This is a genomic window from Methylobacterium sp. ARG-1 (assembly GCF_001262595.1).
In the GTDB taxonomy this organism is placed as follows: Bacteria; Pseudomonadota; Alphaproteobacteria; order Rhizobiales; family Beijerinckiaceae; genus Methylobacterium; species Methylobacterium brachiatum.
In genome coordinates, this window is record NZ_LHCD01000062.1 from 1 (window position 1) to 15,320 (window position 15,320).

Below are 15,320 nucleotides of genomic sequence, written 5' to 3' on the forward strand. Positions count from 1 at the left end.
CATGCCGACGAACTGCTTCTTCCAGCGGTAGAACGTCGGCTCGGACACACCCATCTTCCGGCAGACCTCGTCCACCGTCGCGCCGTTCTCCGCCTGTCGCAGGGCGAAGGCGATCTGCTCGTTCGTGAAGCGTTTGCGGGGCATGGCATCCACCCTCCTTCAGGGTTCAGGATGCCCGAAAAACTTGCGCTCAGCGCGGACCAGTTTGCTGGGTCAGGGTCAAAGATCCGCAATCGTCGCCGATCAAGGCCAAGGGCGTCGGAGAGCTCGGCATCTGCGGCGTCGGGGCAGCGGTGGCGAATGCGATCTACAATGCCACTGGCGTTCGGGTGCGGGATTACCCGATCACCCTCGACAAGCTCCTCGCCCGTATGCCAGACGCGGCCTGAGGAAGCCGCAGGGCAACCGTCTAGCGCTCGCCTGTTCACGGCGCCTGGCTGACCTGGGCATTGATCGCCCTGGTATCACCAATCCCGCTGGCGAGGCGCTGACGGTCCGGCGCAGCGGCTCGGAACCCGACGCAAGGGGCGGGGCCCGGCGGATCACTTCGCCGGGGCGGTGTGGTTCATCGTGTTGAGCGGCGTCCTGTTCGTCGCGATGGGCTTCGCGGCGACCCGGGTTCCTGTCGTGCCGGCTCGGGCGGATCGACGATCCCTCGGGCTCGACGGCATCGGCGAACTCCTGGGTCTTCCGCTGTTCCAGCGCATGCTGCTGGTTGCGGCCCTCGTTATGGAGAGCCACGCGTTGAACGATGCCTTCGCGGTGATCCGTCGGCGCGTGGCCGGCATCGGGCCGGGCACGATCAGCCTGCTCTGGTCGGCAGCGGTCGCGTCCGAGGTCTTGGTCTTCGTGTTTGTCGGCCCCTGGCTGCTGTCGCGCCTGGGCACTGCCCGGGCCGCTATGCTCGCGGCGGTGTTCGGGGTGATCCGCTAGTCGATCTTGGCAACGACGACGGCGATTCCCCTGCTGGTCGCCAGCCAGCTGACGCACGGCCTGACCTTCGCGGTGCTGCATCTGGCCAGCATGCGCCTGATCGCAGAGTTCGTGCCGAAGCGGCTCGCCGCCACTGCGCAGACACACTTCGGCACTCTCGGTCTTGGTATCGCCTCGGCCGCCCTGACCGGGACGGCGGTACACCCCCATGCCGAGTTCGGTGCGCAGGCCTTCTGGGCGATGGCTGCCCTGTGCGGGTTGGCCTTTCCCCTCGCCGCAGGCCTGAGCCGACGCGCCTGACCTTCAAGGCAAATCCTGGGACATGCGTCGCGGGGAACGTTGCCCCTTACGCGTACCATGACGCGCCCGGGAGCCTTGAACCGCCAAGAGACCTACCGAGCGACCTTATCCGTGGCTGGGGATGGCGTCCGGTAAGCACCGAACGGCGTTAAGATCTTACTGGCCTCGGCCAGGTGTCGAAAGACTGCTGGCGGCGTTATAACCAGCGTGCCGCGTGCGTCGGCGCAGCGCCGAGGAGTCCACGCCGCATGCCGACCGACGAAGCTGTAACCCTGCGTCCGCCCGCCCAGGTGCCGCCCCCGCTGGTGCCCGGCCTGCGCGGGCTTCTGACCCTCGCGGTCGGGGTCGTGCTGGTGGCAGCCCTCTACTTCGGGCGCGAGGTGTTCATCCCCCTCGTCCTGGCGGTGCTCCTCAGCTTCGTCCTGGGGCCCGTCGTCAACCTCCTGCGGCGGATCAAACTCGGACGGGTCCCCTCCGTCATCGTGGCCGTCCTTCTCGCTCTCGCCGTCATCGGCGGCTTCGGCGCGATCATCGGAACGCAGGTCGCCGGGCTCGCCGGCAACTTCCCGCAGTACCAGGTCACCGTCCAGAAGAAGTTCGCCGGGCTGCAGCAGGGCTGGCTCGGCGACGCCAACCGGGTCATCCAGAAGTTCAGCCACCAGGTTCAAGACGCCACTCAGAAGGCCGACGCCGCGGGCACGTCCGCGGCCACGGGGCCAGCCGGCGACACGCCGAAGGCACAGCTCGTGCGTGTCCAGGAGCCCGAGGTCTCGCCCCTGGCCTTGGCCGAGAAAGTGCTCGGTCCGATCTTCGAGCCGCTGACCACCATCGGGATCGTGCTCGTCGTGGTCGTATTCCTACTCCTGCAGCGAGAGGACCTGCGCAACCGCATGATCCGCCTGTTCGGGTCGAGCGACCTGCACCGTACGACGGTCGCCATGGACGATGCGGCCGGCCGGCTCGGCACCTACTTCCTGGCCCAGCTCGGCATGAACGCCACCTTCGGCATCATCGTCGGCGTCGGCCTGTGGCTCATAGGGGTGCCCAATCCCCTCCTGTGGGGCGTGTTCTCGGCGCTGATGCGGTTCGTCCCCTACATCGGCGCCTTCATCTCCGGGATCTTTCCTGTGGCGCTGGCAGCCGCCGTGGACCCGGGTTGGTCAATGGTCATCGCCACGGCCGCCCTGTTCCTCGTGGCCGAACCTCTGTTCGGGCAGGTGGTCGAGCCGCTGCTCTACGGACACTCGACCGGCCTCTCGCCCTTCGCGGTGATTGTCTCGACCCTGTTCTGGGGTTTCCTGTGGGGGCCCATCGGCCTGATTCTGGCGACCCCGTTCACGGTCTGCCTGGTCGTGCTCGGCCGCCACGTCGATAGCCTGGAGTTCCTCGACATCATGCTCGGCGACCGGCCTCCGCTTACCCCGGTCGAGAACTTCTACCAGCGCATGCTGGCCGGCGACCCGGACGAGGCGCGCGACCTCGGCGAGACCATGCTGAAGGAGCGCTCGCTTTCGTCATACTACGACGAGGTGGCGCTCAAGGGCTTGCAGCTCGCCGCTAACGACTACGCCCGCGGCGTCGTGACCCCCGCGCAGCTGGAGAACATCCGCGCCTCGGCACGGTCTCTGGTCGAGGACTTCGAAGACCACGAGGACGTCGAACCGGCCGGCGACGACAAGGCGGTCAACCCGAACGCGACGCCGACCCTGGCCGAGCGCGCTCACCCGAAGAACGAGGCGGTGCCCGGGCAGGCCCCATCCCGCGACGCGCTCCCCGTGGCGTGGCGCGGCGACGCGCCGGTGCTGTGCGTGGCCGGGCGCGGCCCCCTCGACGAGGCCTCCTCGGCGATGCTCGCGCAGCTGCTCCGCAAACACGGCCTCGGGGCTCGGGTCATCCCGTACGGCGAGGTCTCTCGCGAGCGCGTCCGGGACCTCGACGTCACCGGAGTGGCAATGGTGTGCGTGTCCTACCTCGATATTACCGGCAACCCTGCTCACCTGCGCTACCTCCTGGAGCGGCTGAAGCGTCGGTTGCCGGGCGTGCGGGTGCTGGTCGGCCTTTGGCCCGTGGGCGAGAAGGTACTTACCGATGCCGCCGTGGGCCGGGAGGTCGGCGCGGACGTCTACGTGTCCTCGCTGCGCGAGGCGGTGGAAGCGTGCCTTGCCGCCGCCGCCGAAGCACCAAAAGGTCTCGTCAGCGTGGCTTGATCCTCCGGGCAAACCTCTCGTAGATACATCGGCCGATTGAGGTGTCGGGGGACCGCACGGGGTTATGCCACTCGTTCGAACCGGGTGAATAACGAAGGCGACGAGGTCGGTGCCTTCATGCTCCGTTCCGGGGAACGCGACTGCGGCTTCTCCCTTCCGGTCCTCGCCTTCAAACGCCCGACCATGGGTTATGCCTCGGTTCGGACCGTCAAAGACGTCCCGATCAGCGTCCCGGCTGTGGCCTGTGGATCGGCTTCGAAGCGTCACCCCTTTAGTAAACAGGCTTAAGTCATTGAGATGACGCCTGTATTGGACGACGAAGTGGGGTTACGATCGGCGCCGATCGTGACCCCACCTTAATTTCATTTCTTGTAGTCCGGACAAAGCAATAGCTGCATTTATTCCGGGGCCATGCTTGGAGGCCGATCCACACCATGGTCTGCCGGTTGCAGCTGTCCGACGCCTACAGCCGCGGCCCCTGCGGCGACGCATCCTCCTCGGTCGGAGCTGTTTCCGCCCGGAGCCAGTCGGCGAGGGAGGGGTCCTCGAGCGAGTATCTGCCACGTTCCAAACGGACGACGAGCTCCTGCTCCCGCAGGCCGTCGAGCGCCCGTTGGACGTCCTTGGCCGCGACCTGGTCGCCGACGTCGGCCGCATACGCAGCCAGGCTGTCGGCGTCGAACGGTCTGAAGCTGTCGCCCTCGGCTATGATCCGCCGCAGGACGGTTTGCTGTAGGGCGTCCAAGCTCGACCACTGCCGTCGATACGAATCCCAGTGGGCCTCGCGCTCGTCCTCGGCGAGACCGAGCAGGGAATCGAATTCGCGTTCGCCACCCAGGTCGCCGGTCGCGTACCGGGTGACGGCGGCGTGCAGGTACTGCGGACGTCGGCCGACGATATCGAAGGCCTCCTCAATCTCCGCGACATCGATCCGCCGGTCCGGGGGCAGGAGCCCGTTGATATGCCGCCCGTACGCTTCGGTGTAGTCGCGGCCGAGAAGGGGGAAGTCGCGGATCCGCGACCCGAAGAAGGGCTGGTCGCGTCCGGTGACGAGGGAGGCCAGCTTGTCGCGATGCGATCCGGTAAAGACCAATCCCAGCGCCGCCGGGCGGCCGTTGGTCAGAGCGGGATCCAGGTTGATCGTGTCCCGGGCCGATTTGAGGGCGAACATGGCATCCCGGCCGGCTTCGGTCTTCAGGGCCTGCTGGGCTTCGTCGACGACCACGACGACCGGGCTTCCGCTCTTCAGTATGAGCGCGGCCAAACCCTCCGAGAGAGTCGCGCCGCCAGGGACGCCGAGCTTGTCGAGATCAAAGCTCAACCACGACCCGAGCCCTGCCTTCGTCACGCCGGCGCTCCGGATACGGCCGAGGACACCCTTGCCCTGCTTGTCCAGGGCCTTCCGGACCGCCTCGTTGATCAGGAAGCCGGGATCGCCGGAACGCTGCGACCACAGGTCGACGTAGACCGGGATTGCTCCGCGCGACGTGAGCTCCGTCAATAGGTCGTGGACGAGGAATGTGCTCTTTCCCGTCCGACGCGGGGCCGCCAGGAACACGCTGACCTCCCCGGGGGAGAACGGATCTTCTCCGAGAGCCCACTGCGCCACCCGGGAAGCCACCTCGGGGCGGGCGAACACGAAGGACGATGCAGCAGCCATATTACCGATTACCGCCTTTTACGCAGCGCACGGTAATTTACCGACTGTCGGGTAAAAATCAATAATCTGCGCCTGGGGCTATCGGCTCAAGCCGCCGTCGAGGGGATTGATGCGGGACCAGCCTGCACAATCGGAGAACGCGCGGCACGAGAATGGCCGGACTGGCGACAACCCATCCCACGCCTGCTAGAGGAACGCCTCTTACCGCCAGTGCGCCCGAGGTGTTCGCGACACCGCAAGGCGCTGCGGCGGGCAAGCACGTGACGACAGGCGCTTTCCGGGCCAGTTCTCCGTAGACCGCCCGTGAAGCCTAGGCCGGGCAGTCGCGTGAGAGTCGGCGCGGCGGGGGAACTGGACACCGCAACCGACGGCTCACGGCCAGCCACACGAATCCGGATCCGGCGATCGTAACGAGGGATCGGCCCTGAAGGCGGACCTGAGCGCGCTCGAAGCTCGTCGCATCGCACTCGCCGCCTAGGGCTTCGACGCGACGGCCCGAGGAGGCGCCGTCGGCGCGGCGCGGATCCGCGGTGCGATCGGCCGCCTCGGTGTGGATCGGCCTCCAAGCATGGCCCCGGAATAAATGCAGCTATTGCTTTGTCCGGACTACAAGAAATGAAATTAAGGTGGGGTCACGATCGGCGCCGATCGTGACCCCACTTCGTCGTCCAATACAGGCGTCATCTCAATGACTTAAGCCTGTTTACTAAGGGGGCGATGCTTCGAAGCCGATCCACAGTCTGCGCGTGCTCACCCGATCATGTGCCCTTCCAAAGCATCCCTTCAGTACGCGGCCGGCACGTACATCTCAGCAGGAACCGGCCCACGCTGATAATCGGCATGGCGTACCCGGGCGGGCAGCTGAACAGGCGCGTGCTCCACCGAACCGTAAGAAATATGGCCAAGCAGGTGGCTGATGCAGTTCAGGCGGGCGCGCTTCTTGTCCACCGCCTCGACCACCCACCACGGCGCCTCGGGGATGTGGGTGCGGGCCAGCATGTCCTCCTTGGCGCGGGTGTAATCTTCCCACCGACGACGGGATTCAACGTCCATCAGCGACAGCTTCCACTGCTTCAACGGATCGCTCATCCGCATTTGGAAGCGGAACTCCTGCTCTTCGTCGGTGATCGAGACCAGTACTTTACCAGCAGGATCCCGGAACGCACGAGCATGCGCTCGAACTCGGGCACGGAGCGGAAGAACTCCTCGACATCCGCCTCGGTGCAGAAGCCCATCACCCGCTCAACGCCGGCACGGTTGTACCAAGAGCGGTCGAACAGCACGATCTCGCCACCGGCTGGCAGGTGGGTGACGTAGCGCTGGAAGTACCATTGCGTGCGCTCCCGCTCGCTCGGCGCGGCCAAAGCGGCGACGCGGCAGACGCGCGGGTTCAGGCGCTGGGTGATACGCTTGATCACGCCGCCCTTGCCCGCAGAGTCACGGCCCTCGAACACCACGACCACGCGGAGCTTGTGGGCCTGCACCCAGTCCTGCAGGCGGACCAGCTCGTGTTGCAGGCGTAGCAACTCCCTGAAGTAGAACCGCTGGTCGAGGCCATCCGGGCGCTCGTTGGGGGTGCCCGGAGCAAGCTGATCCAGGCGATCGTCTTCAAGCCCAAGCTCCAGCTACTCATCGTAGCTGTCAGCGAGCTCCCGCCAGATGGCATCGACCAAGGCGGCATGCGTTAAATGTCCGTCGTTCATCCTATTGGCCCTCCAACGTGCGCGGCAGGTCGGCCATAGGCGCAGGCTTGCATGACAGGCCTGAGAAAGACCTTCGGATCTCGCTCGTCTCGCAAGTCGCTGCGGATTGTTGCGACAGGCATACGAGGCCACTCGTCGATCCACAGCCCAAACCTCGATATCCGCGGTGTCCGACGTCAGCACCTGTGGGACAGATTGAAGGCCTTCACAAACCGAGGATGACTGGTTCATCGTAGCCTCTAATACCAACCCTCTTTTAAGCATGACTCACGGGGTAGCATCAGCGGCTGAGGGGTGATTCTGTCTTCGGGTTTAGAGCCCGAGGAGGATGTTGTGGCTGCTCCTGTACCGCTGCGGTCAGACTTTGACGCTGACGGTCTGCGCACCTTGGCGAGGTGCGCATGAGGTGCCGGCAAGGCCGATCCCCTGAAGTTCGCGCCAGAGCTGCGCAGCGTTCTCGCAGCCCTCATCGAAGCGGCCATGCAGATGCCCGAGAAAAGGATCGCGCATGCTCGGCTTCGGTTAGCGCATGCCGTTCCGGGGCAAGCTCGCGACGAAGGCGTACTTACGCACCGTGGCTCGGGCCAAGTCGGTCTCGCGATTGATGCGCCGAAGCGAGGCTCCTTCCGCATGGCGGCGACCCACGTCATCGTAGGCCGCTTCCCATCGGCGGCGGGCCGCGGCTCGCGCGAGCATCTCGGATGGTGCGCGCGGGTAGGGCGTGACGCGCCGAATCAATGGCGATGACGGGGCCACAGCCGGCAAACGCTTCAGACGCGGATGGACGTGGGCGAGCCAGCGCTCGACCATCTGCCGGGTATTGAGCAAGAGGTGCCAGCGGTCTGCGCCCTGAACGGCATCGGGCGCACCCATAGCTGTCCCACGCGCATATTCGGTCTAGCGGTCCCGTGCCACGACCTGGATCTGTGGGTCGCGTCGCAGACGAGCTGCCAGGGTCGAAGCCGAACGATCCGGCAGCAGGTCGATGGGACGTCGGCGTTCGAGATCGACCAGAATGGTGCCATAGGTTCGGCCTTTGCGCAGGGCCCAGTCGTCGAAACCGACGATGATCGGTTTGGATCCGGTCGGCAGCGGCCATTGGCGGATACCTCTCAGCAGCGTCGTGGCACTGGTCGGCATCGCCAGGTGCGGCAGTAGTCGGGCGGCGGGCGTGGCCCCGAGCGCCAGCGCGGTCTGAACCTAAGCGTTGGCCAGCCGTCGGGTCCTGTGAGCGTAGCGGTCAAGGAGGCGAGGAAGACGCTCGGCGAAGGTCCGACGCGCGCAAGCAGGATCGTGGCCGTAGAAGCGTCGGATCGTCAGGTTCAGGCGCACGTCCTGACCGCTCGTCGGCAGGTCGGCAGGCCGTCGATGATAGCGGCTATGCACAAACCGACTGACGGTAGGACAACCTGGGCAACGGGCGTGATCGCGCTTCGCTTGAGCGGTAATGCGAAGGGCAGTGCTATCCTCACGCGTGACGTGAAGAAGGCGACAACCGGGGATGTGACACAGAAGGGTCATGCCCTGATCTGAGAATCCCTGCCCGGTTCAGCCAGGAGCTACATCCCGCATCCGCCCCAGCGACCCAATCCACCAAACTTGGCGAAGAGCCACTTTTCAGGGGGCAGGCCATTCCCGATGCCGTCGAACGAGGCATTGACCTTCTCACCTCAGATACGCTTTTGATCGCCATCAGGCTTCAAAGGGTTCCCGTCGAGGCGCATCCTTTGTTGTCGAAGATCGTTTATTTAGATGAGCGAAACGGCTCAAGTTTGCGAGGCGATGCCTGAGCCGTTTCGAATTCGTGCAAGCTTCTTCGACTACTGGCGCGTCTCGAGCGTCTCGCGCGCGGTCACCAGGGCCTCGACCAGCCGGGTCAGGCGTCGGATCGAACCGCCCCGCCATCCCCGCCGGATCAGCGAGACGGCGTCACCGTCGAGGACCGGCAAGAAGGCGGGATCGAGCCCGCGATCGGCCGCGATCCGCGCCAAGATCGGCTCGAGGAGAGCCTCGAGATGCACCGCGCTGGGCGCAGGCATCTCCAGAACGCGCAGGCGATCGAGCAGCGGACCGGGCAAGCCTTCCACGCTGTTGGACGTGGCAAGCCACGACACGTGGCTCAGGTCGACCTCGACTTGGAAGGCCGGGTCTTGGTAGGTTCGGGCGGTCTCCGCTTCGAGCATCGGCAACAATGCGTCCCAGAGCCGGCCATTGTCGGTCCGGGTCGCGGACTTCTCGAGTTCATCGAGCAAAATGAGCGGGTTGGCGCAACCGGCCCTGGCTACCGCCATGACCGCGTGCGCCGGCTCCGACGTCGCCCAACGCCGATCAAGCCCGCCGAGAGACGCCCCCGAATCCCGCGTCGCGTCCACCCGCCAGAGCACTAGCCCGAGATGATGGGCCAACCGGGCCCCCAGGCGACTCTTGCCGGCACCGGGCGGGCCGACCAAGAGCGTCGGGCGCAGCGTCGCCTGGGTCCGTCCGACAAGATCGGCGAGCAGCCGGTCGACGGTGCCACGAGCGTACGGGAACTCGAACAGCAACGCCGCACGCACCGCGGCCAGATCCGGGACCGGCGCCAGCGGCAACGGCTTGCCGATGATGTGCTCGTAGCCGCGGGTGACGGCCTTGCCGCGATCGGTCCCCGTCTCCTGAATCGTGGGTACGACCACGACGTGTCCCTCCGGCACGAGCTCGGGTTTGAAGTCCGCATCCGGCATCTGCGCATCCGCCCGGCTCGTAGTCGCCTTGTCGCGATGGCGCGCCTCGCTGCGAGCGAGCGAGGCCTCGACCGCCTTGCGCTTGCGCCGCTCCCGCGTCGCCGCGTGATCCGCAAGCGGCTGCATCATGCGCAGTCCGATCGGCACGAGCGCGCGGACCAACGGCACTTCGCTGGCGAACGGATCGTGGCCGCCGGCGGCCAGCACCGCCGCTGCAGCGCTGGCGCTGCTCGCCTCGCCCGAGAGTTCCAGCAGGGCATCCGTGAACGCATCGTTCCACGCCATCTGCACGGCGGTGGCGAGATCGGTCACGCCAATCACGTCGGTGTCCGAGCCGGCATCCAGTTCGGAAGCTCGGCCGAGAGAGAGATGCGTCTGCGCCTCCGCGAGACTGACTAGTTGCAAGCTGAGGCCGGGTATCGCGTCGCGTTCAAGCCAGAGCGGCCGAGCCAGACGCGCAGCGGCCTCAGAATCATCGCCGCCGCAGGTGAGCAGCATCACGATATCCGCGAGCGCCCGCGCCGCCGGTTGATCGCGCTCGACCGCCCACGCGTCGAGAAACCGAGTCAGTGCGCGGCGGGGTGCGATCCAGCGGTGGTCGTGCCACAGGTCGCCGCCCGATGCGGCGGTCGCCGCGGTCCAGGCCGAGACCAGCGTCTCGGCCTCCGGGGCGAGGGCGGTAATCTCGACGGCGAGGCTGGTGCAGGCGGTGGGGATGCGCAGGCTCTGGTCGAGGCAAGCGCGCAGGCGCCGCGGCAACATGGGAAGCAGGAGGCGCCGTGCTGCCTCGGGATCGATCTGCAGGACCGGCGGTTTTGACGAGAAAGCCATCTTTCGCCCCCTTCAGCGCCAGGCGGAAGCGATGACGTTGTAGGGCCCGCGTCGCGAGGCGGAGCACCAAGCCCTGGCGAGACATAGAGCCTCGAGGTCCGCCCGGCGCCGCGCCCGGCGCCCGAGAACGTGTACGAGCAAGTCGATGCACGCAGCGTCCTCCAGGGCGGCGCACACCAGGATCGCCGACATCGCCGGGTCCAGGCGCCCCGGCAGGATCGCGGCTTCGGCAAGGACGTTGAAGGCGACGCCTATCGCCGCGGTCGGATCGGCCCGGCACGCGGCGTCCCAGTCGGGCGAGGGCAGAGGCGGCGCATCGAGCAGAGCGGCCCGCAGACGGCGCTGCGTGTCCAAGTCGAGGGCTGCGGGTTCGAGGAGGCGCCACCACGTCAGAGGCGACGTCGGGGGCGCGGGCTCGGGGGGCGTACGTGGCCGGCCGGCATCGGGATGGGAAGAGGGTTTCATGGAGACAGGCCTGGAGAGCGCACCGGCGCACAGGCGCACGGCACGACGGTGATCGGAGGGGGTGAGAGGCGCGCCGGGCCCTCAGCCCGGCACCGACGGGTGCGATCAGGGGGAGGGCGGCTCGGGGCGATGGGGGAGGATGTCGTCCTCGCCGAGGCCGAGGCTCGCCAGCGCGACCGTGAGAAGATCCGGGACGGCGGCGCGCAGGCGGCCCCGGAGCACCGCCGTGACGGCCTCGACCGCGGCCGTGACCGGCACCGCGAACAAGCGGTCGATCGCGGCGCCCGTGACCGTCAGATCATCGTCGTAGCCGGCACGTCCGTAGACATCGATCAGCACCGCGCGCGCGGATGCCACCTCGAAGCCGAGGCTCGCCAGGAAAGCCCGTCCCTGGACCTGGGCGCAGCGCAGGACCCACGCGACCTGATGGATCTTTCGGGCCTCGTTCTTGCCGGACCCGCGTTTGACCTCGGCGATGATGGCACGACTCTCGTGCCGATCGACCACGATGAGGTCGAGGAACACGGTCTGGGCCACGGGTCCGGAGAGCGCGATCGACATATCGCCGAGCTGGGCGAGGGTGCTTGCGCGCACCAGTTCCTGGGTGGGGACCGTGATCGGCATAGCGACCCCCCGCAGCACGATGTAGCGGCCGCTGCGCTCGAGGACGTCCGTCATCGCCATCTCGATCAGACCGCCATGGCGTTTGACCACGGAGGCCAGCACCGAGCCGAGCTGGGACAGGCCGGGCCCGAGCAGAGGATCGGGCACGAACGTCGCCCTGAGGGCGCCGTCGACCGCCGCTTCGGCGGCCGTGAGCAGCTCGCTCCCGCAAGCCTGCGGGATCACGGGGTGGGTGGAGCCGCAGCCGACGGCAGCGGCGCTGCCGAGCGGGACGGTGATGCGTGTTTGATGCTCTGGACCGACGGCTGGCTGGCCGCGCGCAGGCATCCGGTGCCGGACGCCGCGGTGGGCGGCCGGGTGGGAAACGACGATGGGCATGAGGGGAGGTCCGTTCAGGTGACACCCGCCCGCAGCCGCCTGCCGCGATACGGCAGGGCGACAGGCGGGTTCCTGCCGCGGCCACAGGCCGACGGCATCGATCGGGCATCGGGGTTGCAGGCAAGCGAGGTCACGCGCGTCCGCACCGGGTGGGTGCAGGTGCGACCCTCAGGCGATCATGCGCTTGGCCGGCACGGACCTGCAGTGCGGTCCGGATTTCGGGCCGCGGGGCGGTTTCGCGGACGCAACAACGTCGGTAGGGATAGTCTCAGCCATGGTTCGGTATCCTCTGATGATACGAATCGTGGTCAGGCCGGCGCGGGTGCTGCTAACACCGGTGTCGGCCGCCCCCTGCTAAAGGGCGACTCGGTACGTGCGGCGGGTCTGCCATCGGTGAACCTGGCCTGGTCGGAGGCCGTTGGGAAGCGCCTACGGGCGAGAGTTTTCAGTCCGGCAAGCCGTTTCGTGCGGGAGCGTTAACGGAAGCCTGGCCGCACCCTCCCAGCTTGTGCCCCGCCTTCGGCGAGGCGCACGCCGGACCTGGATCTGCCGATCGGGCATGGGTCGATGTGCGTCCCGAAGCGGAGCCGCGCGCGAACTCCGGCGGCGACGACGGGTGACGGAAGCGACTTGCGGACGCGCATCCGCCCCGGGATCGGGGATGGCTGTCGGTTCCATGAGTGTACTGGTTTGCCGGATGATCGTCATCGAGACCATCGACTGCCGGGAGACGGACCCATCTTAGCCGACCCACGCGTGCACCGTCCGGCTCAACCGATCCGCATGACCGCCTTCCCGACTTCGGCGGGCTGGTCTACTTGGCCGACGATACCGAGCACCACGTCGGCCCGGGCGATTAGGCCGTTCCGCCACTCCGACGGTTCTGCGAGGGCCTCGTCGCCGCCGGTGCCGACGCCGTGGATGAGGATACCGGGCCTCGGACTGACGCGGTAACGCCGGGGTGGACGCGCGCGGGCAGGGAGCCGGGGAGTGGTTCGGGCGGCTGTTCCGGTACATACCCGGCGCGAATCGCGGAGGCCCCCGGCGCGCAAAGACGACACCCGTGGAGATCAGGGGGCGCCCCCCGTCGCGAGCATGGAGCCAGTCGACCAGGACGCGCGTGGAGCGGTGCGTTTCCCTCTTCCGCCGGGTGCCGCCAAAGACCGGCGCACCCCAGCCGGCCGAGGCCCGTCCGATGAGGGGTTCCTGAAGCAGCTGGCGGTCCTGCTCTTTCCCCGCAGGGGGACACAGGCGGCCCGGGCGGAGAAGGCCCGCGTCCTGGAACGGATATCGGACGACTCCGGATGGAAGCCGGCGGAGGCAACCGTGTCCACGGGTTTCGATCCACCCATGTCGCTGTCGTTCCTTAGAAGGAACGAGGTGGCAATCCGATTGCCGGCACCCTGATCGAAAGAGCATACGTTCAGGGCTCTGACGCACCGCTTAGATAAGCCCTCATCGTCTGCGGGACGTGCTCGACCAAGGAGCGCTCACGGAGATGCCCCGGGGCGCACGCCGTTCGAGACCAGCCGCGCGTTTGCAGGACCTGCACGACGATGTCGCTCGCGGCAGTAGGAGGGGCAGCCCCTGTCGGCAATCTGCCGGGAAGTCGCGTTCACCACGGGGACGAGCGCCCTGGAATCTTCCCCGGTACCCGCCCACCGGAGCGTCCGCACCATCGCATGCCGGAGGCTTCTTCGAGAAGCCTCCGGGGCGAACCGGTACTCGTCGCTGAGGACACGGAGGGCATCTCCGTCGCCAATCGGACGAAGCGGGCTCCCGGCAGCAGATGCACAGGTGCTTGAACGGAGAAGGCCGACATGAGTCGACCGCCCGCGGGATCGCCGCGGACCATTGCCCAGATTCGTATTATCGGCAAAGGTGGGCCCCGGGGCCGAAGCCCCGGGTTCTGTTTCTACGGCTGCCCTGCCGCAAGATGCTTACGCCGCGAGGCGGGCATCCATGACAACGTTATCGTTGGCATTTAGAGTTTTGGTCAGGTGCTCGGAACAGGGGTTGCCTGCGCCAAACCGGTCGAGTCCTTACCGAAAGTCGCATCTTATCCTGCCGAAACAGGACAGAACTCGCGGTCCCTTTACCGTCCAGTCGAACCTAACTTCGCCCCCAGCAGAAACCCCCTGGCCGCAAGCCGCCGAGGAATGGCTGCCTGCACGACCCCCGCGCGATAGCCGGGGCAGGATGTTTCTGGTGGAGGCGCCGGGTACCGCCCCCGGGTCCTGAAACGTTATTACGAACCGGTCGTCAACTTCATGGGCATTCTACCGCGTGTGGGGCCGAAGGTCTACAGGTCCGTGCGGATCGGGAAAGCCACGGTCTCGGCGGAGATGGCCACGGCCCGCTCGCCGGCGCTCCGCACCTTCGCCCCGGCGCCGCCACCGAAGCATCCCTGAGGCCTCGCTCCGGTGGATCGCCCGCCCGGACGGGGTCTGTCGGCATACGGCTCGCACCGGCCTGGTTTGGGCGCTATGGGCTTACGCCGCCATCGGTTGCCGCGGCCGCGCGAGGCCGTCCGCCAGTCTGGTTAGGAAAAGCCGAACATGCCGAACACGTTGGGTCTCAACCGCACCGTCGGGAGCGCCATCGGCGTCATCGCGCTGGTCTCGGTGCTCAGCAGCGGGGCGGTGCTGCTGACCCGCGGCCAGCTGCAGGACGCGAACGAAACCCTGAATCGCTCGAACCAGACGATCCGCGGCCTCGACGCCTTCCGCAACGCCATGCTCAACCAGGAGACGGGGCTGCGCGGCTATCTCATCACCGGCCGGGAGGGCAGCCTGGAACCCTACCGGCAGGGGCAGCCGGCCCTGGACGCGGCGATCGATCGCCTCAAAGGCTTGATCGGAACGGATGCCGCCGCGTCGCGCCTGCTGGCCGATGCCGTGACGGCGGCCCGCACCTGGCAGACCGATATCGGCCAGGCCGTCATCCGGGGCGCGGCCGACCCGGCGACCCGGGCCGAGGCGGTGCGGATCGAATCCGCGGGCACCGGCAAGCAGCTGTTCGACACGCTGCGCGACAAGCTCGCCGCCATCGAGAGCCTGGAGGAGGCCCATCGGGCGGCGCTGAACCAGCGGGTCGCCCAGGCCGAACGCAATGAGAGCCTCGCCCTGTGGGGCGGCACCCTGCTCACGCTCCTGATCTGCGCCGGGATCGGGATCGCCATCAACCGCCTGATCGTCCGGCCGCTCGGAGACGTGATGGGGTTCGTCGAGCGGGTCGGCGCGGGAGATCTGTCGGGCCGGCTGCATTCCGGCGGACGTCACGAGATTGCGCGCCTGGGTCGGACGCTGAACGCGATGGTGGACGGTCTGTCCGATCTGGCCCGGACCAACCGCGCCGCCACCGCCGACCTCAACGCCGCCGCCGCCGAGATCCGCGCCTCGGCCCAGCAGCAGGCGGCCTCGGTGGAGGAGCAATTCGCCGCCGTGCAGGAGACCGCCGCCACGGTGGACGAGATCACCCATTCCGGCGCGCAGATCGG

9 protein-coding genes, 1 other RNA gene and 2 pseudogenes are annotated in these 15,320 nt (G+C 67.3%); 4 read left to right on the forward strand and 8 right to left on the reverse strand.

The genetic code is table 11. The features are described from left to right. Positions 1-144: transposase (locus tag AKJ13_RS29260; protein WP_144426439.1), on the reverse strand; the 144-nt coding region annotated here is incomplete at its 3' end. Between the two features lie 414 nt (positions 145-558). On the opposite strand from AKJ13_RS29260, the gene AKJ13_RS29270 reads away from it, so the two are divergent. From AKJ13_RS29270 to AKJ13_RS29280, 3 genes are all read left to right on the forward strand, one after another. After that, positions 559-933 (forward strand): hypothetical protein, encoded by a 375-nt coding sequence (locus tag AKJ13_RS29270; protein WP_050736463.1) that lies wholly within the window; start codon positions 559-561, stop codon positions 931-933. A 6-nt stretch (positions 934-939) separates the two neighbouring features. After that, entirely contained in the window at positions 940-1,233 is a 294-nt protein-coding gene (locus AKJ13_RS29275) for an MFS transporter (protein ID WP_050736464.1), read from the forward strand. 248 nt (positions 1,234-1,481) lie between these two features. Further along, a complete protein-coding gene (locus tag AKJ13_RS29280; protein WP_050736465.1) occupies positions 1,482-3,440 on the forward strand; it encodes an AI-2E family transporter in 1,959 nt (652 codons plus the stop codon). Positions 3,441-3,903: 463 nt separating this feature from the next. Here AKJ13_RS29280 and AKJ13_RS29285 read toward each other — a convergent pair whose 3' ends face one another. The 7 genes and pseudogenes from AKJ13_RS29285 to ssrA all read right to left on the reverse strand — a co-directional run bounded on the left by AKJ13_RS29285 (position 3,904) and on the right by ssrA (position 14,105). Next, positions 3,904-4,998, reverse strand: a complete 1,095-nt coding sequence (locus AKJ13_RS29285) for a hypothetical protein (protein WP_144426440.1) — start codon at positions 4,996-4,998, stop codon at positions 3,904-3,906. 885 nt (positions 4,999-5,883) lie between these two features. Further along, a pseudogene (gene ppk2, locus AKJ13_RS29290) lies at positions 5,884-6,725 on the reverse strand (polyphosphate kinase 2). 504 nt (positions 6,726-7,229) lie between these two features. After that, a pseudogene (locus AKJ13_RS32985) lies at positions 7,230-8,324 on the reverse strand (ISL3 family transposase); the annotation flags it as partial. A 299-nt stretch (positions 8,325-8,623) separates the two neighbouring features. Next, complete coding sequence (locus AKJ13_RS32990; protein WP_244471798.1) at positions 8,624-10,285, reverse strand: AAA family ATPase; 1,662 nt, start codon at positions 10,283-10,285, stop codon at positions 8,624-8,626. Between the two features lie 81 nt (positions 10,286-10,366). Beyond that, the gene (locus AKJ13_RS29305) at positions 10,367-10,819 is read right to left on the reverse strand and encodes a hypothetical protein (protein WP_144426443.1); all 453 of its coding nucleotides are present in this window, start codon (positions 10,817-10,819) and stop codon (positions 10,367-10,369) included. Positions 10,820-10,924: 105 nt separating this feature from the next. After that, entirely contained in the window at positions 10,925-11,821 is an 897-nt protein-coding gene (locus AKJ13_RS29310; RefSeq protein WP_050736469.1) for a hypothetical protein, read from the reverse strand. Positions 11,822-13,728: 1,907 nt separating this feature from the next. Beyond that, positions 13,729-14,105, reverse strand: a transfer-messenger RNA (tmRNA) gene (ssrA, locus tag AKJ13_RS30060). A gap of 274 nt (positions 14,106-14,379) precedes the next feature. On the opposite strand from ssrA, the gene AKJ13_RS29315 reads away from it, so the two are divergent. Continuing rightward, the coding region (locus AKJ13_RS29315; protein ID WP_144426446.1) for a CHASE3 domain-containing protein at positions 14,380-15,320 on the forward strand (941 nt) is incomplete at its 3' end.